The 23596-nt window shown below is 74.2% G+C and carries 23 protein-coding genes; 15 read left to right on the forward strand and 8 right to left on the reverse strand.

Annotated elements, in window-relative coordinates; translation table 11 throughout:
• The first annotated feature begins 5 nt into the window (after positions 1–5).
• The 10 genes from I598_RS14485 (at position 6) to I598_RS14530 (ending at position 9469) form a co-directional block, all read left to right on the forward strand.
• The gene (locus tag I598_RS14485) at positions 6–785 is read left to right on the forward strand and encodes a TSUP family transporter (RefSeq protein WP_068203624.1); all 780 of its coding nucleotides are present in this window, start codon (positions 6–8) and stop codon (positions 783–785) included.
• Between the two features lie 109 nt (positions 786–894).
• Positions 895–2193: an aspartate kinase gene (locus I598_RS14490; protein ID WP_068203626.1), complete on the forward strand. Its 1299-nt coding sequence runs from the start codon at positions 895–897 to the stop codon at positions 2191–2193.
• Between the two features lie 6 nt (positions 2194–2199).
• Positions 2200–3315, forward strand: coding sequence for an aspartate-semialdehyde dehydrogenase (locus tag I598_RS14495; RefSeq protein ID WP_068203628.1), 1116 nt, complete (start codon positions 2200–2202; stop codon positions 3313–3315).
• A gap of 593 nt (positions 3316–3908) precedes the next feature.
• Positions 3909–4295 carry a GntR family transcriptional regulator gene (locus tag I598_RS14500; RefSeq protein WP_068203629.1) on the forward strand — a complete coding sequence of 129 codons (387 nt, stop codon included), beginning with the start codon at positions 3909–3911 and terminating at the stop codon, positions 4293–4295.
• Positions 4292–5275, forward strand: coding sequence for an ATP-binding cassette domain-containing protein (locus tag I598_RS14505; protein WP_083973360.1), 984 nt, complete (start codon positions 4292–4294; stop codon positions 5273–5275). Before I598_RS14500 ends, I598_RS14505 begins: the two co-directional genes overlap by 4 nt.
• Complete coding sequence (locus I598_RS14510) at positions 5272–6027, forward strand: hypothetical protein (protein ID WP_068203631.1); 756 nt, start codon at positions 5272–5274, stop codon at positions 6025–6027. The genes I598_RS14505 and I598_RS14510 overlap by 4 nt, the downstream gene beginning before the upstream one ends.
• The gene (locus I598_RS17725) at positions 6024–6809 is read left to right on the forward strand and encodes a hypothetical protein (RefSeq protein ID WP_068203632.1); all 786 of its coding nucleotides are present in this window, start codon (positions 6024–6026) and stop codon (positions 6807–6809) included. The genes I598_RS14510 and I598_RS17725 overlap by 4 nt, the downstream gene beginning before the upstream one ends.
• Before the next feature lie 50 nt (positions 6810–6859).
• The gene (locus tag I598_RS14520) at positions 6860–7864 is read left to right on the forward strand and encodes an ABC transporter ATP-binding protein (protein WP_068203634.1); all 1005 of its coding nucleotides are present in this window, start codon (positions 6860–6862) and stop codon (positions 7862–7864) included.
• The gene (locus I598_RS14525) at positions 7861–8682 is read left to right on the forward strand and encodes an ABC transporter permease (protein WP_068203636.1); all 822 of its coding nucleotides are present in this window, start codon (positions 7861–7863) and stop codon (positions 8680–8682) included. Before I598_RS14520 ends, I598_RS14525 begins: the two co-directional genes overlap by 4 nt.
• A 55-nt stretch (positions 8683–8737) precedes the next feature.
• Positions 8738–9469 carry a glutamine amidotransferase gene (locus tag I598_RS14530; protein WP_068203638.1) on the forward strand — a complete coding sequence of 244 codons (732 nt, stop codon included), beginning with the start codon at positions 8738–8740 and terminating at the stop codon, positions 9467–9469.
• Between the two features lie 21 nt (positions 9470–9490).
• Here I598_RS14530 and I598_RS14535 read toward each other — a convergent pair whose 3' ends face one another.
• Positions 9491–9988, reverse strand: coding sequence for an NUDIX domain-containing protein (locus tag I598_RS14535; protein WP_068203646.1), 498 nt, complete (start codon positions 9986–9988; stop codon positions 9491–9493).
• A 351-nt stretch (positions 9989–10339) separates the two neighbouring features.
• Between I598_RS14535 and I598_RS14540 the strand changes: the two genes are divergently transcribed.
• Positions 10340–11455: a 3-deoxy-7-phosphoheptulonate synthase gene (locus tag I598_RS14540; protein ID WP_083973362.1), complete on the forward strand. Its 1116-nt coding sequence runs from the start codon at positions 10340–10342 to the stop codon at positions 11453–11455.
• A 75-nt stretch (positions 11456–11530) separates the two neighbouring features.
• On the opposite strand, the gene I598_RS14545 is transcribed toward I598_RS14540, so the two are convergent.
• Positions 11531–12511: a type IV toxin-antitoxin system AbiEi family antitoxin domain-containing protein gene (locus I598_RS14545; RefSeq protein ID WP_068203648.1), complete on the reverse strand. Its 981-nt coding sequence runs from the start codon at positions 12509–12511 to the stop codon at positions 11531–11533.
• A gap of 273 nt (positions 12512–12784) precedes the next feature.
• Here I598_RS14545 and sigK point away from each other — a divergent pair, with 273 nt between their 5' ends.
• Positions 12785–13351 carry an ECF RNA polymerase sigma factor SigK gene (sigK, locus tag I598_RS14550; protein WP_068203650.1) on the forward strand — a complete coding sequence of 189 codons (567 nt, stop codon included), beginning with the start codon at positions 12785–12787 and terminating at the stop codon, positions 13349–13351.
• Complete coding sequence (locus I598_RS14555; protein ID WP_068203652.1) at positions 13344–14162, forward strand: anti-sigma factor; 819 nt, start codon at positions 13344–13346, stop codon at positions 14160–14162. The genes sigK and I598_RS14555 overlap by 8 nt, the downstream gene beginning before the upstream one ends.
• Positions 14163–14357: 195 nt before the next feature.
• On the opposite strand, the gene I598_RS14560 is transcribed toward I598_RS14555, so the two are convergent.
• Positions 14358–15056 carry a fasciclin domain-containing protein gene (locus I598_RS14560; protein ID WP_068203654.1) on the reverse strand — a complete coding sequence of 233 codons (699 nt, stop codon included), beginning with the start codon at positions 15054–15056 and terminating at the stop codon, positions 14358–14360.
• 111 nt (positions 15057–15167) lie between these two features.
• Here I598_RS14560 and I598_RS14565 point away from each other — a divergent pair, with 111 nt between their 5' ends.
• Together I598_RS14565 and I598_RS14570 are read left to right on the forward strand one after the other, a co-directional pair.
• Positions 15168–15806 (forward strand): hypothetical protein, encoded by a 639-nt coding sequence (locus I598_RS14565; protein ID WP_068203656.1) that lies wholly within the window; start codon positions 15168–15170, stop codon positions 15804–15806.
• A gap of 38 nt (positions 15807–15844) precedes the next feature.
• Positions 15845–17881, forward strand: a complete 2037-nt coding sequence (locus I598_RS14570; protein ID WP_068203658.1) for a cytochrome c biogenesis protein DipZ — start codon at positions 15845–15847, stop codon at positions 17879–17881.
• An 80-nt stretch (positions 17882–17961) separates the two neighbouring features.
• Here I598_RS14570 and I598_RS14575 read toward each other — a convergent pair whose 3' ends face one another.
• The 5 genes from I598_RS14575 to I598_RS14595 form a co-directional block, all read right to left on the reverse strand.
• A complete protein-coding gene (locus I598_RS14575) occupies positions 17962–19302 on the reverse strand; it encodes a DUF4232 domain-containing protein (RefSeq protein WP_068203659.1) in 1341 nt (446 codons plus the stop codon).
• Between the two features lie 103 nt (positions 19303–19405).
• A complete protein-coding gene (locus I598_RS14580; RefSeq protein WP_068203660.1) occupies positions 19406–20605 on the reverse strand; it encodes an NAD(P)/FAD-dependent oxidoreductase in 1200 nt (399 codons plus the stop codon).
• Positions 20606–20690: 85 nt separating this feature from the next.
• A complete protein-coding gene (locus tag I598_RS14585) occupies positions 20691–21401 on the reverse strand; it encodes an HdeD family acid-resistance protein (protein WP_068203661.1) in 711 nt (236 codons plus the stop codon).
• 121 nt (positions 21402–21522) lie between these two features.
• The gene (locus tag I598_RS14590) at positions 21523–22497 is read right to left on the reverse strand and encodes a LacI family DNA-binding transcriptional regulator (protein ID WP_068203663.1); all 975 of its coding nucleotides are present in this window, start codon (positions 22495–22497) and stop codon (positions 21523–21525) included.
• Between the two features lie 28 nt (positions 22498–22525).
• Positions 22526–23578, reverse strand: coding sequence for a serine hydrolase domain-containing protein (locus tag I598_RS14595; RefSeq protein WP_068203665.1), 1053 nt, complete (start codon positions 23576–23578; stop codon positions 22526–22528).
• Positions 23579–23596 lie beyond the last annotated feature (18 nt).

A 23596-nucleotide genomic window follows, 5' to 3' on the forward strand; every position in this document is an offset into this window, starting at 1 on the left:
GGCGGGTGCTCGATCTCGACGTCACCACGATCCTCCTGCTCGTCCTCGCGGGCCTCGCCGCCGGGTGGGTGGACGCCGTCGTCGGTGGCGGCGGGCTGATCCAGCTCCCCGCGCTGCTGCTCGTACCCGGCATCTCACCGGTGCAGGCGCTCGCGACGAACAAGCTGGGCTCCATCATGGGGACCTCGGTCAGCGCGCTCACGTACTACCGGCGCGTCGGGCCCGACCTCACCACCGCGGCGCCGATGGCGCTCACCGCGCTGGTCGGTGCGTACGGCGGCGCCGCCCTCGCGAGCTACATCCCCGCCGAGCTGTTCACCCCCATCATCCTCGTCGTGCTCATCGCCGTGGCTGTCTTCACGATCCTCAAGCCGCAGCTCGGCGCCCACGACGACCTGCGCTGGGAGGGCAACCGGCACCGGTGGACCGCCGCCGGGATCGGTGCCGTCATCGGCGCGTACGACGGCCTCCTCGGACCCGGCACCGGCACGTTCCTCGTCATCTCCCTGGTGAGCATCCTCGGGTACGCGTTCCTCCCGGCGTCGGCGCTGGCGAAGATCGTCAACTTCGCCACCAACCTCGGTGCGCTGCTGTTCTTCGTGCCGCACGGCGCCGTGATCTGGGGGCTCGGCCTCGCGATGGGCGCGGCCAACCTGGTCGGCGGGTACGTCGGCGCGCGGATGGCGGTCGCGAAGGGCAGCGGGTTCGTGCGCGTGGTGTTCGTCGTCGTCGTCGGGGCGCTGATCCTGCGGCTCGGGTACGACGTCCTCACCGACCTCGTGTGACGGTCGCGCCCTGGCGTCGACGGGACGGGCCGCTACCATGGTCGGCGCAAGCATCAGCACCGGCGGACCGTTGAGAGAGACGGAGGCCGGCGAGGAGGAAGCAGCACACATGGCACTGATCGTGCAGAAGTACGGTGGGTCGTCCGTCTCGGACGCCCAGTCCATCAAGCGGGTGGCGAAGCGCATCGCCGAGGCCCGACGCGCAGGGAACGACGTGGTCGTCGTGGTGAGCGCCATGGGCGACACCACGGACGAGCTCCTCGACCTCGCCGGGCAGATCAGCCCGAGACCCCCGCAACGAGAGCTCGACATCCTGCTCACGGCAGGCGAGCGGATCTCCATGTCGCTCCTCGCGATGGCGATCACCAACCTCGGCGTCAAGGCGAAGTCCTTCACGGGCCAGCAGGCCGGCCTCATCACCGACGCCGTCCACGGGCGGGCCCGCATCGTCGACGTCGTCCCGCACCGCATCCGCGAGACGATCGAACGCGGCCAGGTCGCGATCGTCGCAGGGTTCCAGGGCGTCAGCAGCAACAACGACGTCACGACGCTCGGTCGCGGCGGGTCCGACACCACCGCCGTCGCGCTCGCCGCCGGCCTCGACGCCGACGTCTGCGAGATCTACACCGACGTCGACGGCGTGTTCACCGCCGACCCGCGCATCGTCCCCAGCGCCCGCAAGATCGAGCGCACCACCTACGAGGAGATGCTCGAGCTCGCGGCGTCCGGCGCCAAGGTGCTCGCGCTGCGCAGCGTCGAGTACGCCCGCCGCTACGGCGTCCCCGTCCACGTCCGCAGCTCGTTCTCCGGCGCGACCGGCACGATGGTCGTCGGCACGCACGGCGACCTCATCGACCCGAACGCCTCGCACGACCAGGAGGAAGCCATGGAAGACCCGATCATCTCCGGCGTCGCGCACGACCGCAGCGAGTCCAAGATCACCATCGTCGGCGTGCCCGACGTGCCCGGCCAGGCCGCGCGCATCTTCGAGGTCGTCGCCGGCGCCGGCGCGAACATCGACATGATCGTGCAGAACGTGTCGGCCGCGGCCACCGGCCTCACCGACATCTCGTTCACCCTGCCGCACGGCGACGCCCGTCCCACGATGGCCGCCCTCAACGCCGTCAAGGACGAGCTGAAGTTCGCCGAGCTCGAGGTCGACGACCAGATCGGCAAGCTGTCGCTCGTCGGCGCCGGCATGAAGTCCCACCCGGGCGTGTCCGCGCGCCTGTTCGGCGCGCTGCGGGACGCGGGCGTCAACATCGAGATGATCTCCACCTCGGAGATCCGCATCTCCGTCGTGACCCGCGAGGACTCCCTCGACGACGCGGTCCGCGCCGTGCACACCGCCTTCCAGCTGGACTCCTCCGACGGCGAGGCCGTCGTCTACGCCGGGACGGGGCGGTGATCTGACATGGCTCTCATCAACGACTCCGGGGTGAACGTCGCCGTCGTCGGCGCGACCGGCCAGGTGGGCGGGGTCCTGCAGCGGCTCCTCGCCGAGCGGGCGTTCCCCGTGCGCGACCTGCGCTTCTTCGCGTCCGCGCGCTCGGCCGGCACGACGCTGACCTACGAGGGCGTCGAGGTCGTCGTGGAGGACGTCGCGGCGACCGCGACCGACGACCTCGCCGACATCGACGTCGCCATCTTCTCCGCCGGCGGCGGCACGTCGCGCGAGCACGCGCCCCGGTTCGCCGAGGCGGGCGCCGTCGTCATCGACAACTCCTCCGCGTGGCGCCTCGACCCCGAGGTGCCGCTGGTCGTGTCCGAGGTGAACCCCGAGGCGATCGCCGAGGCCGCCAAGGGCATCGTCGCGAACCCGAACTGCACCACGATGGCCGCGATGCCGGTGCTCAAGCCGCTGGCCGACGAGGCCGGGCTGGAGCGGCTGCGGGTCGCGACGTACCAGGCGGTGTCCGGGTCCGGGCTCGGCGGCGTGCGCGAGCTCGCCGACCAGGCGCGGGCCGCCGTCGCCGGTGACCTGGAGGGCCTCGCGCACTCCGGGTCGGCCGTGGCGTTCCCCGAGCCGGAGAAGTACGTCGCACCCATCGCGTTCGACGTCATCGCGCTCGCCGGGAACCTCGTGGACGACGGGTCGGGCGAGACCGACGAGGAGCAGAAGCTCCGGAACGAGTCCCGCAAGATCCTCGGCCTGCCCGACCTCGCTGTGGCCGGGACGTGCGTGCGGGTGCCCGTCTTCTCCGGGCACTCGCTCGCCATCCACGCCGAGTTCTCGTCGCCCATCACCCCCGAGCGGGCGCGCGAGCTGCTCGCCGCGGCACCGGGCGTCGAGCTCGTCGACGTCCCCACGCCGCTGCTGGCGGCCGGGGCCGACCCGTCGTACGTGGGCCGCATCCGCACCGACCAGTCCGTGCCGGGCGGCCGGGGCCTCGTGCTCTTCGTGTCCAACGACAACCTGCGCAAGGGCGCGGCGCTCAACGCAGTCCAGATCGCCGAGCTCGTCGCTGCCGACCTGGCCGAGCTGTCGACCATCGACCTCGCCGAGGCGGCGGCCGCCGCCGACATCTGACGCGTCGCGCGAGTCGGCGCACGTCGGCGTGAGTCAGCGCACGACGGCGCGAGTCAGCGCACGACGGCGCGAGTCAGCGCAGGTCGGCGTGAGTCAGCGCACGACGGCGCGAGTCAACGCGCAAGGGCCCGACGGCGAGAGATCGCCGTCGGGCTTCGTCGTGCCTGGGTGACCTGACGGCGTGGCAGGACGTGGCAGATGTGTTGCCACGTCCACCAGACCTGTCAAAGAGGCGTGCGAACTTTGACAGGTGGGACGGACGAGCCGTTCATCACATCCGTGACGGATGTCGGCGCGACCCCGGCCGCGCGCGAGGCGCTCTGCGCCACCGGTCGGCGCTCTATGCAGGGTTCGAAGAGGTCGGACGGCGTGCCGTGCCGTGTCGCGCCGATCTGCGCTGACTCGCGCCCGGCTGCGCTGACTCGCGCCGTCGTGCGCTGACTGGCGCCGCTGTGCGCTGACTCGCGCCCGGCTGCGCTGACTCGCGCCCGACCGCGCTGACTCGCGCCGACGGGTTGACGCCGTCGTGCATCCATGGTTCATTAGTGGAGTAATGAACCCCAGTACTACAGAACCATCGTGAGGAGGCCCGCGTGTTCGACGGACCCGAGCCGATCTACGTCCAGATCGCACGGATGATCCGGGCGCAGGTGCTCGCCGGTGATCTCGCGGAGGAGGAGCAGGTCATGTCCACCACCCAGTTCGCGACGACGTTCCGCATCAACCCGGCCACCGCCGCCAAGGCGTTCGCCGGTCTGGTGGACGAGGGCGTGCTCTACAAGCGCCGCGGTCTCGGCATGTTCGTCGCGCCCGGCGCGCGGGAACGCCTGCTCGACCAGCACCGCAAGGCCTACTTCGACGACGTCCTCGCCCCCGCCCTCGCCCAGGCGGCGGTCCTCGGGATCAGCGCCGACGACGTCGTCGCCTACGTCCGGGGCACCGACGGCCACGCCCGACCGACCACCACGGAGAAGTCATGACGCCCGCACCCTTCGGCGCCCGCCTCGACGACGTCGTCGTCGAGTTCGGCAGGCAGCGCCGGCTGACCACCGACGGCAGCACCGTCACCAGCGACGCGACGACCGCTCTCGCCGGCGTCGGCCTGACGCTGCGCCCCGGCGTCATCACCGGCGTGCTCGGCCGCAACGGGGCCGGCAAGTCCACGATGCTGTCCCTGCTGGGCGCGTTCACCCGGCCGACGTCGGGCACCGTCCGGCTCGGCGCCGGGGACGTCGCCCCCGAGCAGTGGGAGGACCCGTGGGAGAACCCCTGGGTCACCGCCAACGTGCAGGTGGTCCGCGAGAGCGGGGACCTCCAGGACGACGAGAAGGTCGTCGAGACGCTCAAGTACTACGAGGCGATGCGGCCCGCCTGGGACGCCGAGCTCGCGGGCCGGCTCCTCGACCTGTTCGAGGTCGACGTCCGCAAGAAGCCGGCGGCGCTGTCCCGCGGCAAGCGGTCCGCCGTCGGCGCGACCATCGGCCTCGCCGCCCGGGCGCCGATGACCGTGTTCGACGAGGTCTACCTCGGCATGGACGCGCCCACCCGGTACGCGTTCTACGACGAGATCCTCGCCGACTACGCCGAGCACCCGCGCACGATCCTGCTGTCCAGCCACCTGGTCGAGGAGGTCGAGCGGCTGTTCGAGGACGTCGTCGTGCTCGACCGCGGCCGGGTGCTCCTCGCAGAGACGGCGGAGGAGATGCAGGCCCGCGGGTTCAGCCTCACCGGTCCCTCGTCGGCCGTCGACCGGCTCGTCGGCGGGCGCCGGGTGCTGCACCGCCAGCAGCTCGGCGCCACCGTCCAGGTCACACTCGAGGGCACGCCGGTCGACGGCGAGGCCGCCGCCGCGCGCGACGCCGGCGTCGAGATCGGGTCCCTGCCGCTGCAGGACCTGTTCGTCCGGCTCACCGACCCGCGGCGCGACCGCGCCGCCGACGATGCGAGGGCCGCCCGATGACGATCTCCCTGGACGAGCGCGCGGCGTTCGAGGCCGAGATGCGCCGGCGCGGGTTCCGCCGGGTCGTCGACTGCGTGACCGGCGGCGGCGTGATCTTCGGCGCCGGGTTCTGGGCGGTGTTCACGCTGTTGGCCGTGATCGTGCCCGTCATCGTCGACCACTACGGCAACGAGATGGGGGGCGGCGTCCTCATCGGCGCGGAGTACAGCGCCCGCTGGTTCGCCTTCACGCTCGGGATCATCCTCGTGTCGATGATCATGACGAACCACGTCGCCGCCGGTGGCACCCGCCGGTCGCTCTTCACCGGTTCCGTCGTCGCCGCCGTCCTCACCGGGGCGGTCTACGGCGTGCTCAACGTCGCCGCGTTCCTCGTGGAACGGGCCGTGTTCACCGGCTTCGGCTGGACCTGGCACGCCCCGGGCGACGTCCTGCCCGACGGGATCGGCTGGTGGGCGGGCGTCGCGCTGTCCGAGCTGCTCGTCGTCACCGTCTACGTCATGGTCGGCATCGCCGTCGCGGTGGGCTACCAGAACCACGGCGTGTGGACCGGCACCCTGCTGATCGTGCCCGCGCTCGTCCTGCTCGCCGCCGTCGAGGTGGCCGCCGGGACCGGCACCGCCGACGACCTGCTCGGCCACCTCCGCACGGGCTCCGGCCCGCTGTGGTACGCCTTCGGCCTGGTGGTCGTGGCGGCCGCCGCGGGCTGGATGCACGTCCACCTGTCCCGGCTGCGACTGCGACCCACGCGATGAGCGCCGCCCTGCCGACCGCCCCCGGCCGAGCGACGCGCCCCGGCGAGCTCCGCGCCCACACCGCCCAGCGGCGTGCCGCGTCGATCGCGCGCCGCCGGTTCGCCCGCGGCCTGACGCTCGCCGGGCTGCTCTTCTGGACGGCGTGGACCTTGCTCGTCCTCGGGGCGCCGCTCGTCGTCGCCCGCTGGGGCGGCGAGCTGGACGGCCTCACCTACGACGCGGCCGGCAGCCCCGCGCGCTGGGTCGTCTTCGGCACCGGCGTGGCCACCACCGCCGGGCTGCTGCGCATCCACGTCGCCGCCGGCGGCAGCCGGGCGGCGTTCGTCCGGGGCGCGGCAGGCGCCGCGCTGCCCGTCGGGGCGGTCTTCGGCGTCCTCACCGTCGCCCTCGTCCTCCTCGAGCGGGCCACCTACGCCCGGGCCGGCCTGCCCTGGCAGGGCGCCGCGGCGGCGCTCGACCCCGCGACCTGGACCGGTGCCGCGGTCGTCGTCGTCACCGAGGCGATCGGCGCCGTCGCCTACGTCCTCGTCGGCGTGGCGGTCACGGCCGTCTACCGCCGGTTCGGCGCCCTGCGCGGCACGCTCCTGGCCCTGCCCCTGCTGGTGCCCTGCGTCGTCGTCGACCTCACCACCCGCTCCGGCGTCTTCGGCCTGCCTGTGCGCGGCGCCTACGCCGACACCGCGCTCGGCGCACCCCTCGCCGTCGCCGGGGCCCTCCTGGCCGCCGCCGCGGCGGCGGTCCTCGCGCACCGGCTGCTGCGCACCGTCCCGCTCCGCCCCTGACCCGCCCACCGACCGCACCACCCAACGCACCACCCAACGAGGAGAGCATCATGGAAGCACCCGTCGTGGAGGTGACGAACCTCCGCAAGACCTACGGCCCCAAGGTGGCCGTCGACGACGTGTCGTTCACGGTCCGGCCCGGCGAGATCTTCGGGATCCTGGGCCCCAACGGCGCCGGCAAGACCACCACCGTCGAGACGCTCGCCGGGCTGCGGCACGCCGACGCCGGGACGGTGCGCGTCGCCGGGATCGACACCCAGCGCGACCCCGCCGCCGTCCGCGACATCCTCGGCGTGCAGCTCCAGGAGGCGACGCTGCACGACAAGATCACCGTCGCGGAGGCCCTGCACCTGTTCGCCGGGTTCTACGCCGACCCCGCCGATCCCGCCGAGCTGATGGACATGCTCGACCTGGCCCCGCACGCCGGGCGCCAGTTCGCCAAGCTGTCCGGCGGGCAGAAGCAGCGCCTGTCCATCGCGCTCGCCCTCGTCGGCAACCCGCGCATCGCCGTCCTCGACGAGCTCACCACCGGTCTCGACCCGCAGGCGCGGCGCGCCACCTGGGACCTCGTGGAGCGGGTGCGGGACCGCGGCGTGACGATCCTGCTGGTCACCCACTTCATGGAGGAGGCGGAGCGGCTCTGCGACCGCCTCGTCGTCATCGACGCCGGACGGGTCGTCGCCGAGGGCACCCCGCGTGGCCTGATCGACGGCCTCGACGACGGCAGCACCGTCGTCCTGCGGTTCGGGGTCGCGCAGGCGTCCCGCGCCGTCGAGGTGCTCGACCGTCTCGTCGGGCCGGACCACGACGTGCGGCAGGTCGAGGCCCTCGACGCCCCCGGCGAGATCGCGGTCACGGGGACCGCGCGCGTGCTCTTCGCCGTCGTCCCCGCCCTCGCGGCGGCCGACCTGGTGCCGGACGACGTCCGCACCGTCACGCGGACCCTCGAGGACGTGTTCCTCGCCGTCACCGGCCGCACCTACGACCCCGGCACCCACCGCGAGGACTCGGCGGCCAGTCCTCAGCCCGCCCTGGCCGAAGGAGGCCGGTCATGACCACGACCACCGTCCCCACCACGCGGGCGCAGGCGGCCCGCCGCAGCTCCGGCTGGCGCGGCCTCGGCCTCCTGCTGCGTACCGAGACCCGCGTGTGGCTGCGCGACTTCACGTCGGTGTTCTTCGGCGTCCTGTTCCCGTCGGTGCTGCTGATCGGGGTCGGCTACGCGATCCCCGGGATGCGGGAGCCGATGACCCAGGACATCCCCCCGGACTCCGCCTGGTACGGCATCCCGGCGATCATGGCGTACCTGCCCACGGTCCTCGCCATGGCGGTCGGCACGCTCGCCGTGCTGTCCCTGCCGGTCACCTTCGCGACCTTCCGCGACAAGGGCGTCCTGCGGCGGTTGTCCACCACCCCGATGCGTCCGCAGGGGATCATCGTCGCGCACCTCGTCATCAACATCGTCACCAGCCTGGCCGGGGTCGCCCTCGCCCTGGTCGTCACCCAGGTGGCGTTCGACCTCGTGGCTCCCGACAGCGTGGGCGTCGTCGTCGTCGGCCTCGTGCTGGGCATCCTGTCGATGTTCTCGCTGGGCATGCTCATCGCCGCGCTCGTCAACAAGCCGTCGACGGCGAACGCCGTCGGGTCGCTGATCTACTTCCCGCTGCTGTTCCTGGCGGGGCTGTGGACGCCGGGACCGATCATGCCGGACTTCATCCGTGAGGTCGGCGTGTACACCCCGATGGGGGCTGCCGCGCAGGCCATGGACGCCGGCTGGTTCGGCGGGGACCTCCCGCTGCAGCAGTACGTCGTCATGGCGGTGTGGACCGCCGTGCTCCTGCCGCTGTCGATCCGCCTGTTCCGCTGGACCTGACCGGTCCGCGCCGCCCCTCGCGCGCTCGCGCGGGGGGCGGCCTAGCGTGGTGGTCATGAAGCCGTTCCTGCTGCTGGCGACGCGCGCCGAGGACGTCGCCGCCGACGGCGAGTACGCGGCGTTCTGCCGGTTCGGCGGCCTGGAGCCCGCCCGGCTGCACCGGGTGCGGCTGGAGGCCGGGCCGATGCCGGACCTCGACCTCGACGACTACGCCGGGATCGTCGTCGGCGGCGGCCCGTACAACTCCTCGGACCCCGAGGTCGAGAAGTCGGACGACCAGCGCCGCGTCGAGCGGGAGATGAACGCCCTGCTCGACGTCGTCGTCGCCCGGGACCTGCCGTTCCTCGGCGCGTGCTACGGCGTCGGGACGCTCGGCGCGTACGCCGGGGGAGCGATCGACCGCACCTTCGGCGAGGACGTCGGGCTCGCCACGATCGAGCTCACCCAGGAGGGTGCCGCCGACCCGCTGCTCGCCGGGCTGCCGCCGGCGTTCTCCGCGTTCGTCGGGCACAAGGAGGCCGTGCGCACCCTCCCGTCCGGGGCGGTGCGGCTCGCGCTGTCACCGCGGTCGCCCGTGCAGATGTTCCGGCTCCAGGACAACCTGTACGCCACCCAGTTCCACCCCGAGCTCGACCTCGCCGGGCTGGTCCAGCGGGTGCGCGTCTACCGCGACCACGGGTACTTCGCCCCCCAGGACGCTGACGCCGTCATCGCCCGGGCGTCGTCGCGCCGGGTCACGCAGCCGCCGAAGATCCTGCGGAACTTCGTCGAGCGGTACGGGGGCTGACGTCGGCCAGGCCGGCTGCGTTCAGCGGACGAGCACGGTGCCGTCGTGCGGGGCGGCGAGGTAGCGCTCGACGAGCGCCAGCCGCTCGCGGGTCGAGGCCGCGAGGTCCGCGGGCAGGTCGTCGGGCGGGAACCAGCCGACCTCGGTCGACTCGTCGTCCGCGACGTGCGCGGCCGACGCCGCCTCCGCCGAGACGGGTCGCGCCACGAAGCACAGGTCGAGGTACGCGGTGCGGTCGCCGTTCGGGTAGGTGACCTCCGGCGTGGTGGACACCGCGGCCAGCGCCTCCACCTCGACCTCGACGCCGGTCTCCTCCAGCACCTCCCGCGTGATCCCGCGCGCCGGCTCCTCGCCCGGCTCGAGGATGCCGCTGACCAGCGCCCACAGGCCGTTGTCGGCGCGCCGGCCGAGCAGGAGGCGGCCCGCGTCGTCGCGCACGACGGCGGTCACGCCGGGAAGCCACAGGGGAGCGGTGCCGACGTGGGCACGCAGGGCGAGGACGAAGTCGGGGACCGGCATGCGCCGACGCTAGCCGACACCGTGTCCGTGCGGGCCGCCGTCGGGCCGCTGTGCGGTCCCTCACGAACCGGGCCCGCATCGTGGACACGCCTGGACGACGCGCTCGGGGGCGGCGTACTGTCGTCGCCGTGAACATCCGTTGGTATTGGCGCTTTACGCCGGCTCCGCTGGGAGCTCGGCGGGCTCGCGCCTGACCGACACCTTCCACCGGAGCCAGCACAGGGCCTGGGACGCGTCTGCGTCCGGGCCCTTCGTCGTCGGACGGGCCTCCGGTCGGGATCGGGTGCTGTGCGGCGACCACGCCGGTCCACCCCAGCCCCGAACCCGACGCACCGACGACCTGGAGCCCCGATGAGCAGCACCGCCACCCCGGCGCGCGACGCCCGCCCGGACCATACTGAGCTGATGGCCGAGACCTCCGACCTGCGCGTCCGCGCGCTGGACCCCCTGCCCGCACCGCGGTCCCTGCGCACCGAGCTGCCGCTCGGCACGACGCGCAGCGACCTCGTCACGACGTCCCGCCGTGAGGTGCGCGACGTCCTGCGCGGCGAGGACGACCGGCTCGTCGTCATCGTCGGCCCCTGCTCCGTGCACGACCCGGCCGCGGCCCTCGACTACGCGAACCGCCTCGCACCCGTCGCCCGCGAGCTCTCCGAGGACCTCGTCGTCGTCATGCGCGTCTACTTCGAGAAGCCGCGCACCACCGTCGGGTGGAAGGGGCTCATCAACGACCCGCACCTGGACGGCTCCCACGACGTCCACCACGGCCTGCGGCTCGCCCGCGAGGTGCTGCTCGGCGTGCTCGACGCCGGCGTGCCCGCCGCGTGCGAGTTCCTCGAGCCGACCAGCCCGCAGTACATCGCGGACGCCGTGACCTGGGGCGCCATCGGGGCGCGCAACGCCGAGTCGCAGGTGCACCGCCAGCTCGCGTCGGGGCTGTCGATGCCGGTCGGGTTCAAGAACGCCACCGACGGCGACGTGCAGATCGCCGTGGACGGCTGCATCACCGCCGCCAGCGAGCACACGTTCTTCGGGGCGGACGCCGAGGGCCGGGCCGCCGCCGTCGAGACGGCCGGGAACCCCGACTGCCACGTCATCCTCCGTGGCGGGCGGGGTGGCCCGAACTACGGTGCGGACGACGTCGCGGCGGCCCTGGCCACCGCCCGCACCTCCGGGCTCGGCGGCGCCGTCGAGGCGGGCGTCGTGGTGGACGCCTCGCACGGCAACTCCGGCAAGGACCACGTGCGTCAGGCGGAGGTCGTCCGCGAGATCGCCGCGCGCCTCGCCGACGGCGAGCGCGGCATCTCGGGTCTCATGATGGAGAGCTTCATCGAGGCGGGCGCCCAGGCTCCGGGGCCGCTCGACGAGCTGGTGTACGGCCGGTCCGTCACCGACAAGTGCATGGACTGGTCCACGACCGCCGAGCTGCTCGGCGTGCTCGCCGGCGCCGTCCGCGCGCGCCGCTGACCCTCGAGGCCGTCGAGCGTCTCTGGATGTCGCGATGCGAGCGCTGATGCGCGACGTCCAGAGACGCTCGGCCCGTCAGGGGAGACGCAGGACGACGTCGGGCCGCACCGGGCGTGGTCGCCACCCCGACTCCCGCAGCAGCGCGGAGACCTCCACGCCGACGCGGCCGTGCCAGGCGTCGGCCCCCGTGCAGCGGCGCACGACGGTCCGTCTTGTCACGAGGAGGTTCTGCCGCTCCCGGTCGCGGAACACGGCGCGGGGGAGCGAGTGGACCTCCTGACCGTCGACCTCGACGAGCAGCCACGTGCCGTCCGGGAGCAGCCACGCGAGATCGACCCGGCCGACCCGGCCACCGGCCAGGAACGGGAGCTGGACGACGTCGGGCGGGACGCCCTCGTCGAGGCACGACAGCCGCGCCCAGGTCTCGGCCGGCGACTCGGCGCGTCCGTCGGCCTGCGACCACCACTCGTGGGTGCGCGCCACGCCCCGTCGTCCGGCCGCGGCGCGGTGCGCGGCAGCGAGACCCGCACGGGTGACGAGACCCTGGTGGAGCGCGGAGTCCATCAGTGCGACCGCGTGGCGCCGGCCGACCTCGGGCACGGCCTGCGTCAGGGCCCGGTCCACCGGCACGCAGGGGAGAAGACCGTCGACGAGCACCGGGTCCGCGACCGGCGAGCGTCGTAGCCGGACGCCGGATCGCGTGGCCCGCGGCGCGCCGGTGGGCACCGAGACCTCGGGCGTGATGGAGAGGGGCGCACCCTGCGCGCCGTGGAGGACGAGTGCGCACAGCCCGGTCGCGACGGAACCCGGATGGGCGAGGAGCCCGAGGACCGCGGACCGCCGGCGACGACGGTCGGGGCCGTCGGCCGCACCGGGCGGGGGCCCGAGGTCGACGACGCCTCGGACGGGCCGCTCCCACTCCTTGGCGCGAACCCTGGCGGCGACCTGGGCGTTCGTCAGGCCCGCCGCCGCGCACTGCCGGACGGCGAGCAGCCCTTCCTGGCGGGCGGCCAGGGCGACCAGGTGGACGGGGAGGGGAGAGGGACGACCGGACACCTGGGGGAGCGAACCAGGTCGGCGGGCGCGCCGCCGTCGTCATCCACAGGTCTCGTCCGTCGAGCGTCTCTGAATGTCGGGAGTCCGGCGTTGGTTCGCGACATTCAGAGACGCTCGGCGGACGGGCGCTCGGCGGTGGCGGCCGTGGCTGCGGTGGGGATGGACCCATCCGCGCGGCCGTCGGCACCGAACCACTGGTGTCCCGGACGGTCCGGGACGACGGCGGGAGGCACGCAGATCGACCCGGCACGCACCGTGCGGCACACTGTTCGGGTGCCACCACCGGGGACGACACCGATCGACGACGCGCTCGTCGCGTGCGCCGACGGCGACGCCGCGACCTTCGGCGCCGTGTACGACGCGCTCGCGCCCGTCGCGCACGGCACAGCGCTCGCGGTCCTGCGCGACCCGGACCACGCCGCCGAGGTGACGCAGGAGGTGATGGTCGAGGTGTGGCAGACAGCAGCACGGTTCGACCCCGCCCGCGCCTCCGCGCGCACCTGGGTCGCGACGCTCGCCCGACGGCGGGCCGTCGACAGGGTGCGGTCCGAGCAGTCGCGACGCGACCGCGACCAGCGTGACGTGGACTCCTCCCGGGCCGGTGCGGACCGGGACGTCGTCGCCGAGGACGTCGAGCGTCGGCTGGAGGGTGCCGCGGTGCGCCGCTGCCTCGACTCGCTCACGCCGACCCAGCGGGAGGCCGTCGTCGACGCCTACTACGGCGGGCGGACCTACCGGGAGGTCGCCGACCGGCTCGGCGCCGCGCTCCCGACCGTGAAGTCCCGCATCCGCGACGGCCTCGGCCGCCTGCGCGACTGCCTGGGGGTGAACCGTGGCTGACGACTACCGCGACGCCTGGGACCTGTTGCCCGCGTACGCGCTCGACGCCGTCGACGACCTGGAGCGGCGTGCCGTGGAGCGGCTGCTCGCCGACGACCCGGCCGCGCGCCGGGCGCTGGACGAGTACCGCGACGTCGTGGCCGCGTTCACCGTGGAGGCAGAGCCTCCGGCGCACGTGCGCGACGCCGTGCTGGCGCGCATCGCCGATGCGCCTGCGGGCGCTGCCGAACCCGACGCGACCGCCCCTCCCGTCCCGCTGGTGCGGCCCGGCACGTCGCCCGGCGACGACGTCGGCCAGGACGGGACGCCGGTGTCGCCCGCCGGGTCGACGTCCGACGGCGTGGTGCCGATCGACCGGCCCCGTCGCCGCCGCTGGACGTTCGTGGCGGCCGCGGCCGCCGCGGTGGTCGCGGTCGCCGTGCCGACGACGGTCGCGGTGCAGGCCCGCCAGGAGCAGGCCGTCATGCAGGAGCGTGCGGACGCCGTCGCCCGGATGATGGCCGACCCGTCCGCTCAGCTCATGCGGGGTGAGGTCACCGGCGGCGGTGAGGCGACGGTGCTGGTGGCGGGTGACGACTACCTGTTCAGCGCGACCGGGCTGCCCGGCCCGGGCGACGGGCAGGACTATCAGCTGTGGGTCGTGGGGGCGGACGGCGCGGTCTCCCCGGCGGGCGTGCTGCCGACCGACGACGGCGCGACGGAGCAGCTGGTGCAGGACGTCCCGGGTGTGGGCGTCGCGGTGACGATGGAGCCCGAGGGCGGTTCGGAGCAGCCGACGTCGGACCCGATCGTCGTGCTCGCACAGGGATGACCCGGAGCGAGCTGGCGAGTGCAGGGGCAGCGCGACCATGGGTACCGCGGATGACCCGGAGCGAGCCGGCGAGCCCGACCCGGCCACGTGCACCGGTGCCGGACCGGCCCAGACGCGAACCGGCCCGCCTCGTCGGGTGACGAGACGGGCCGGTGGTTCCGCTCCGGGCGCCCCCTGCGCGCCCGGGGCGTGGGATCACATGGTCGGCATGAGGACGGAGTCGATGAGGTACACGGTGGCGTTCTGCGTCATGACGCCGCCGCAGACGACGTTCGCGTCGTTGACCATGAGCTCGTCGCCGGAGCCGGTGACCTCGAGGGTGTCGCCCTGGACGGTGGTGTGCTCGCCGGGCAGGTCCTCGGGGAGGGTCTGGCCCTCGACGACGTGGTAGGTGAGGACGGACGTCAGGAGGTCGGCGTCGGTCGACAGGGTGTCGAGGGTGGCGGCGTCGACGGCCTCGAAGGCTTCGTCGACGGGGGCGAAGACGGTGAACTCGCCGCCGTTGAGGGTGTCGACGAGGTTGACGTCGGGGTTGAGCTCGCCGCTGACGGCGGACACGAGCGTGGTGAGCATCGGGTTGTTGGACGCGGCGACCGCGACGGGCTCGGTGGACATGCCCTCGATGGAGCCGGCGCCGTCGGGCACCTGCTCGGCGTACGCCTCGCAGCCGGGGCCGACGAGGTTGGCGGCGGGGTCCATGGCCATGTCGGACTCCATGTCCTCCTCCATGGGGGACTCGGAGGCCATGTCGTCCTCCATCGGGGTCTCCTCGGTCATGGTGTCCTCGGAGCCCGACATGTCACCGCTGTCGTCGGAGGAGCAGGCGCCGAGCGTCAGCAGGGCCAGGGTGGCGAAACCGGCGGCGGCGGTGCGGGTGCGAGTGGATGCCTTCATCGTTCTCTCCTTGCCTCGTCGCCCCGACCTCTCCGGGGCTTCACGGGTGGTTCGGAGCGGTGCGGCGGGTGGATGGCTCCGGATCGAACTTTTTCTCGGCAGACTCGGGTCATGAGCGCGAGGGCGGCGGTGCGGCGGTTCGACGGGGCGATCCTCGGCGTGGGGACGACGTCGGGCACCCGGCTGGTGGTGGGTCGCTGGGCGAGGTCGCCGTTCGGCGCGTTCGCGGACGTGATGGTCGAGGACGTGGCGGGGCGGCGCCTGCTGATGGCTCCGGCGCACGTGGCGGGCTTCGTCGCGACGACCTACGGGTTCGACGACGTCTGGGAGGGGCCGGTGGTCGCGCGGCGGGAGGCGGCGCCCGCCGAGGGCGCGGCGGCGGCCTCGCGGGCGATCACGGTCGTGGCGGGTCCGCTGCGGCTGCGCGCGGTCGTCGGGCCGCGTACCGCGCTCGGGCGGCTGCTGCGCACGGTGCCACGCCCGCTCGCGACCTCGTCGTCGTTCACCCTGGTCACGGACCCGGTGGCGCGGCTCCTGGTGGGTGGCGTCCGCACCCGCGGGTCGGCGGGCGGGGGCCGGCTGGAGACGTACGGCGCGACGGACGTGCACGCCGTCGTGGCGGTCGAGGCGACGTGGGACGGGGCGGACCTCGGGTCGTTGGCGGACGTCGACCCGCCGGTGCGGTTCGGGTTCGGCTCGACGCCGCGGCGTCCGTCGTTGACGACGGTGACCACCACGGTGCGGGGGTAGCGGGCCATCCGCGGGGCCGCCGGCTCCGAACCGGGGTCATGGAGACGCTCATCCTCATCGGTCTGCTCGGCGGTCTGATCACCGGGATCTCGCCGTGCATCCTGCCGATGCTGCCGGTCATCTTCTTCGCGGGCGGGGTCGAGGGGGCTCGGGAGCGGTCCGCCGACGCCTCGGACGACGCGGACCCGGACACGCCGGACGGCGAGCACGCCCGGGACGGCGCCGCGCAGCCCGTCGCGGCGGCGACGTCGGGCGGGGGCGTCGACCCGGCGCTGTTCGCCGGGGCGCCGCCGGTGCGGGTGGGTCGCGGGGGTCGCGTGGTGACCGGCGCGGCGGCCGGTCGCGGGCCGGTGTCGGTGCCGATCTCCGGTGACACCTTGCCGGACGCTGCCGATGCCGGCGACACCGGTGCCGGGTCCGTCGCGCCGGCGGGCATCCCGGGCGACGCGGACGTGTCACGACGTCGGGCCGCGCGGTCGTGGCGGCCCTACCTGGTGATCGCGGGTCTGGTGGTGAGCTTCAGCGTCTTCACGCTGCTGGGTTCGCTCATCCTGGGTGCGCTGGGGCTGCCGCAGGACCTGCTGCGCTGGCTGGGCATCGGGCTGCTCGTCGCGATCGGCGTGGGGATGATCGTGCCTCGCTTCGAGGAGGTCCTGGAGCGGCCGTTCCTGCGGGTCGCCGCGTGGGGCTCGCGTCGCGGGCCGAGCCAGGATCGTGGCGCGTTCCTGCTGGGGCTGGGCCTGGGCGTGCTGTACGTGCCGTGCGCGGGGCCGGTGCTGGCCGCGATCACGGTGGCGGGCGCGACGGGCGACATCGGTCCCGGCACCGTGGCGCTCACGGTGAGCTTCGCCGTCGGCGCGGCGATCCCGCTGCTCGTCTTCGCCCTGGCCGGACGTCGGGTGGCCGAACGGGTGCGCGGCTTCCAGCGGCACCAGCGCGGCATCCGGGTCGCCGGGGGCGCCGTCATGATCGCCCTGGCCGGGGCGCTCGCGCTGAACCTGCCGGCCCAGCTCCAGCGGGCCCTGCCGGACTACACCGGCACGCTGCAGGAGCGGCTCGACTCCAGCGACGCCGTCGACGAGGCGCTGGGCCTGGGCGGCATCGTCACGGACACGAACCGCGAGCTGTCGAACTGCACGAGCGGGTCGACCGAGCTCGCGGACTGCGGCACCGCGCCGCCGCTGACCGGGATCACGCAGTGGCTGAACACGCCGGGCAACGCTCCCGTGGACCTGGCGGACCTGCGCGGCAAGGTGGTGCTGATCGACTTCTGGACGTACTCCTGCATCAACTGCCAGCGGGCGCTGCCGCACGTCAACGCCTGGTACGACGCGTACGCCGACGCCGGGCTGGAGGTGATCGGGGTGCACACGCCGGAGTTCGCTTTCGAGCGCGAGACGCGCAACGTGATCGCGGGCGCCGAGGACCTCGGCGTCGACCACCCGATCGCGCAGGACAACTCCTACTCCACGTGGACGGGCTACCGGAACCGGTACTGGCCGGCGGAGTACCTCATCGACGCCGACGGCACGGTGCGCTACCTGAAGTTCGGCGAGGGGGACTACGCCACGACCGAGCAGCACGTCCGGGACCTGCTGCGCGCGGCCGACCCGACCGTGGAGCTCCCGGAGCCGACCGACATCGAGGACTCCACCCCGGACGGCTCCACGACGCCGGAGACGTACCTCGCGCTCAACAAGGTCTTCAACTACTCGGGGCCGACGGCGTACGGGAGCGGGGAGCGGGAGTTCGAGGCGCCGGAGGAGCAGCCCGCGGACACGTTCTCGCTCGCCGGGACCTGGGAGGTCGACTTCCAGGGGGCGACGTCGGTGTCCGACGACGCCCGGCTGCGGCTCGGCTACCGGTCCACGGACGTGTACGCCGTCCTCGGCGGCGAGGGCACCGTGACCGCGCGGGTTCTCGCCGACGACGGGACGGTGCGGGCCGAGCGGGAGATCGACGTCACGGGGAGCCCGACGCTCCACGACGTGCTGCGCGGGGACTCCCCGACGTCGGGCACGGTCGAGCTGGACGTCCCGCCGGGCGTGACGGTGTACACCTTCACCTTCGGGTGACGAGCCCGGGCGCGGGCGTCCCCACCCGTCTCGCGCCGGCCCCCGCGGAGCGGGACGGGTGGGGTCGCTCGCGCCCGGTCTCAGGGGACGGACCACCCCGACGACGCCTGGACCCACGGGCTGACGCGCACCTCGGCGCCGTCGAGGACGTCGAGGGTGGCCGGCCCGGCCTCCGTGCCGAGACCCGGCGCGATCTCGGGGACGAGGCGCACGGGGTCGGCGTCGGTGACGGTCGTGACCTCCACCGCGACGGTGACGTCCGGGTCGTTCGCGGTGGACATGGCACCCCACTGGAGGGTCGACATCACGGACTCCCCGGCGGGCACCACCACCCGCCCCGGGACGACGCCGTCCGCCGCGGCGACGACCCGGACGTCGTCCTGGGGTGCGTCGGCGGCGTCGAGGAACACGAGCCGGGGCACGCCGTCGACGGCGCACGACCGGCCGGACGTGTTGCGCGCCAGGACGGAGAGGTAGCGCTGCCCGGCTGCGGCGTCCGGGGCGGAGAGGGTCGGTTCGAGGTCGTCGCCGGTGCAGTCGGGCGCGTCGTGATCCGCGGGCCAGGCCTCCACGCCGTCGGGCAGGGGCACCGTGTGCGGCACGACGGCGGGTGGTTCGAGCCCTGCGACCCAGACCTGCACCGGCTCGCCGTCCGGCACGGTGATCTCGGCCTCGGAGGGGGTCACGACGGACGCCTCGTCCTGCGTGGCGAGCCACGCGGCGAGCTCCTGCGCGGCGGCCGCCGACGTGGCGGTCACGGTGAGCAGGCTCGGCGACGCCTGGTTCCACGTGAAGACGGCGGAGGTGACGTCGGGGCGGGCGGCGACGTCGGCGACGAGCCGGGCGGTGGCCTCCCGCGGCACGAGCCCGGCCGCGTACGTGGCGGTGCCGTCCGCGGTCCGCAGGGTGGCCGGTGGGGTGAACAGGTCGGCCCGGGCCACGAGGTCCGCGGCGACGGCGAGGTCGGCCGGGTCCGGCACGGTGACGGTGGTGTCGTCGACGGACACCGCACCGGCGGCCAGCAGCCGGTAGGCGAGCGCGACGGTGCCGTCGTCGGGCGAGTAGAGCTCGACGGGGCGCTCGCCGGCGTCGTCCGGCTCACCGGAGACGACCGTGACGTGGACGGCCGACGGCGTGCCCCAGCCGGTCGGGGCGAGCGCGGACGCGGCGTCGTCGGCGGCCTGCTGCGCGGCGTCGGGCGCGAGGTCGGGGTCGAGGTGCACGGTGACGCTCACGGCCCCGCCGTCGGCCTCGTCCCAGGCCTGCGCCTCGACGTCGACGACGCCGGGTACCTCGGCGGCCTGCCCGACGTCGTCGCGGACCCCGGACGGCAGCCCCGCGTCCCACGGGCTCCACCAGAGCAGGCCGAGGAGCGCGACCGCCACCACGACGACGGTCAGGGCGGCGAGGCGGCGAGGCACGTCGACGATCCTGGCACCTCGCGTGCCGGTCCGGGTGAGGGGGCGGTGCAGGACGTGTGTCGGCGCTCCCCCCGATCACGTCCAGAGACGCTCGACGGGCAGGTCAGGCGGCGAACGCCTCCAGCGCGGCGCGGTCGACGGGTCCGGTGGCGCGGATCAGCTCCTCGGCGTCGTCCATGCGGTCCCACACGTTGATCCCCATCGCGCCCTGCACGCGACCGCCGTCCACCCAGAACAGCACGCACTCGCGGTCCGCCACGGACCCGCTGACGACGACCTCGCCCTCGGTGAGCCCCTTCGCCTCCATGCCGAGGTCGAGCTGGTCGGAGTAGAAGTAGGGGAGCACGTCGTAGGGCGCGCTCTCCCCGAGGATCGCGCGGGCGGCGTGCCTGCTCGTCTCGTCGGCCGTGGCCCAGTGCTCGAACCGCAGCAGGCGCCCGTAGCGCAGCGACGGGACGGCGGCGATGTCGCCCGCCGCCCAGACGTCGGGCGCGCTGGTGCGCAGGGTCCCCTCGACGGCGAGGCCGCCGCCCGCGGAGCCCGGCACCAGCTCGATCCCGGCCTGCGACGCGAGCTCGGTCTCCGGCGTCACGCCGATCCCGACGACGACGGTCACCGCGTCGAGCGTGGTGCCGTCGTCGAGGCGTACGCCGGTGGCGTGTCCGTCGCCGAGCACCTCCACGACGCTGCGGCCGTGCAGCAGCCGCACCCCGTGCTCGGTGTGCACGCCGGTGAAGATCGCCGCCGCCTCGGCGCCGAGCACGCCCAACGGGTGCGCCTCGCGCCCGACGACGGTGACGTCCCGCCCGAGCTGCCGCGCCGACGCCGCGACCTCCATGCCGATCCAGCCGTCCCCGACGACCACGACCGGGCCGTCCTCGGCGAGCGCTGCGGCGAGCCGGTCGGCGTCGGCGACGCTGCGCAGGTGGTGCACGCCGTCGTGGTCCGCGCCGGGCACGTCGAGGCGTCGCACGCGGGAGCCGGTGGCGAGCAGCAGCCGGGAGTACCGCAGGGTGCCGCCGGGCGCCGTGTCGACGGTGCGGCCCGCGACGTCGAGGGCGAGGGCGGTGGTGGCGGTGCGCAGGTCGACGCCGTGGTCGGCGTACCAGCCGGCGTCGAGCGGGGTCAGGGTGTCCCGGCCGGCCTCGCCGCGCAGGTAGTCCTTGGACAGCGGCGGCCGCTCGTAGGGCACCTCCGCCTCGGCGGCGACGACGACGAGGTCGCCGTCGTAGCCCTGCTCGCGCAACGTCTCGGTCGCGCGGGCCGCGGCGAGCCCGCCTCCGACGACGACGATCGGATCCATGCTGATCCTCCATGACCTGGGTGGGTGCTCGTCTCACACCTTGTCACGGGGCTCGCGCGCGCGCCGTGGGGCGGCGGCGAGGGGATCAGCGGGGTCGGTCGACGGCGGAACCGTCGCCCTCGTCCCACTCGTCGCCGGTCGGGCCGCCGGTCGTCGTCCGGTCGGTGGCGTCCTCGCGGGGTCGGGGGGCCCGGCCGCGGGCGCCGGCGCGCTTGTCGAGGTCCTTCTGGCGCGTGGTGGTGGAGAGCCCGCCGACGGCGAGGACGGCCCCGGAGAGCACGAGGTAGAGGCCGAGGAGCATCGCGACGGTGGTGACGTCGTCGGTGGGGCGGGCGAGGACGGCGACGCCCAGGATGATCCACAGGACCGCGTTGACGAGCTGCCAGTCCCACGCGAGGTTGCGGGTGACGCGGCCACGGAGCCCGGCGATGACGCCGAGCACGCCGGCGATGCACGCCCAGATCCCGACGGCGAGGAACACGACGGACGAGGTCATCGACGGCCACAGCACGATGAGCGCGGCGGCGACGATGCTGATGATCCCGGCGATCAGCCGCCACTGCTGACCGTCGTCCTGCGCGGACCGGGCGGCGTACCCCTCGAGGGCGAGGAGGATGCCCTGCGCGGCGATCGCGATGCCGATGAGCCACCGCAGCGCCTCCAGCCCGCCGTCCGGGTTGACGAAGAGCAGCACCCCCACGACGAGGTAGGCGACGGCGCGGAGGTAGACGAGCCCCCACAGCCTGCGGGCAGTGCCCATCGTCCGCTGGGAGAGCGGTGTGCCGCTGTCGGTCATCGAGGGCCTCCCCGTCGCCGGTCCTGGGTCGATGGTACGAGCGGGGTGCGCCGGAAGTGCTGTGGACACGCCCGTCGTCGAGCCGCGCTGACGTGCGCGGAGACCGGTGCGATCCGCCGGCTCAGGACGAGGAACGCCGGACGACGACGCTCGGCTCCGTCGGCGAAGGCGGCAGCGGGGCGCCGTCGAGCACCGCCTCGACGCACGCCGCGAGGTGCGCGGCCTGGGCGGCGGACGGCTGGCTGATGCTGGTCAGCGGCGGTGCGGCCAGCGCGGCGGCGGGCACGTCGTCGAGGCCGATCACCGCGAGGTCGCCGGGGACGGCGAGCCCCGCCGCGCGGGCACCTGCGAGGACCGCCAGGGCGACGTCGTCGTTGTAGCAGGCGACGGCGTCGACGCCCGTCTCGACCCAGGACCGGACGGTCTGCGTCGCGGGCAGGCGGAGGTCGAGGGTGACGCACGGCGGCTCCGGCAGGCCGAGCCGGGCGCACTCGGTGCGGATACCGTCCGTGCGCAGGTCCGCGAACTCCCGCAGCCGCCGGTCCGGCGTCGTGGCGACGGCGACCTGCCGCCGTCCCCGCTCGACCAGGTGCTGCACCTGGAGGGCGCCCAGCCCGCGCTGGTTCCCGGCGTCGATGCCCGGGTGGCCGCCGTCGCCGGCGTCCCCCGCCCCGACCACCTCGATGCCCGCCTGCCGCAGGGCCCGCAGGTCCTCGTCGGGGAAGTGCGTCAGCCCGACGACGACGCGCGGCGTCACCGCCCGCCACAGGTCGCTCAACGGGCGCGACGGACGATGGTGGTGCACCAGGAGGAAGAGGCCGCGGTCGGCGAGCGCGTCGGTGAGCAGGTCCAGCACGGTGTCCACCACGGGGCCCGTCGGCCAGTCGGGCAGGACGCACACGACCAGGTCGCTCCGCCCGCGCCGCAGGGCGCGGGCCGCCGCCGACGGCGCGTACCCGAGCCGGACGGCGGTGGTTCGGACGAGCTCGCGGGTCGCGGTCGAGATGTTGGCGCCCGGGGTGTCGTTGAGCACGTAGCTCACCGTTGTGCGGGACACCCCGGCGGCGCGCGCGACGTCGGCGCTGGTGACAGGCATTGTCGGACCTCCGGTGGTTGCCCGCACTCTACGCGGGCCCGGTGTCCTCCGCGTCGCCCTGCTCACCGTCGCCCGGGTCACCGTCGAAGAGGGTCGCGAGCGCGCCGATCACCGGCCACGCACCCTCCGAGCTGTTGCCGAGCACGCTCACCGTGGTCGCCGTCGCCGGGTCGTGCGTCGACCGGAACGACACCCCCGGGTCGTAGCCCTCGATGATGAGCGCGTCGCCCGTGCTGTGCACGAACACGCCCATGCCGCTGCGCATGTCCTCACCGGGCACCTCGTGGCGGGGCCGGACCATCTCCGCGACCGTCGCGGGACCGACGATCCGGCCGGCGAGGAACGCGCGCCAGAAGTCGTGCAGGTCTGTGGCGGTGGTCCACGCGCCACCGTCACCGTTCCCCAGCACCGGCAGGTGCAGCACGTTCGTCACGTTCCCCGACTCCTCGAGGTAGCCGTGGGCGGTGTGGCCCGGCAGGTCGTCGGAGCGGAGGTAGTCGGTGGCGGTGAGACCGGCCCGGTCGAGCACCTCGCCCCGGACCAGGTCGTGGAACGTGCGGCCCGCGACCCGCTCCGCGACCACCGCAAGGACCATGTACCCGCCGTTGTTGTACATGAAACGGGTCCCGGGCGGCGACGCCTGCGGGAACCCGGTGAGCTCCGGCAGGAACGCCGCCGCCGAGTCGAAGACGTGCACCGGCTGCCGCAGGACGTGGTCGTGGGGGTCCCAGTCGGCCTCCTCGTCGAGGTAGTCGCCGATGCCCGAGGTGTGGGTGAGCAGGTGCTCCACCGTGACGGCGTCGTCGATCTCCGGCAGGTCGTCGCGCAGGATCGTGCGCACCGGCGTCGTCAGCGCCAGCGCGCCCTGCTCCACGAGACGCAGCACCGCCAGCGCCGTGAACATCTTGGAGCCGCTCGCCATCGCGAACCGCGTCGACGGCGTGCACGGCACCCCGAGCGCGCGGTGGGCGAACCCGTGCGCCTGCTCCAGGACCCGTTCGTCGCCGACGTCGATCGTGACGACACCCGTGAACGCGTCCTCCTGCACCGCCCGCGCGAGCGCCTCCTCGTCGATCCGCATCTCCCGATTGTGCGTCGA

This window comes from Isoptericola dokdonensis DS-3 (genome assembly GCF_001636295.1).
In the GTDB taxonomy this organism is placed as follows: Bacteria; Actinomycetota; Actinomycetes; order Actinomycetales; family Cellulomonadaceae; genus Isoptericola; species Isoptericola dokdonensis.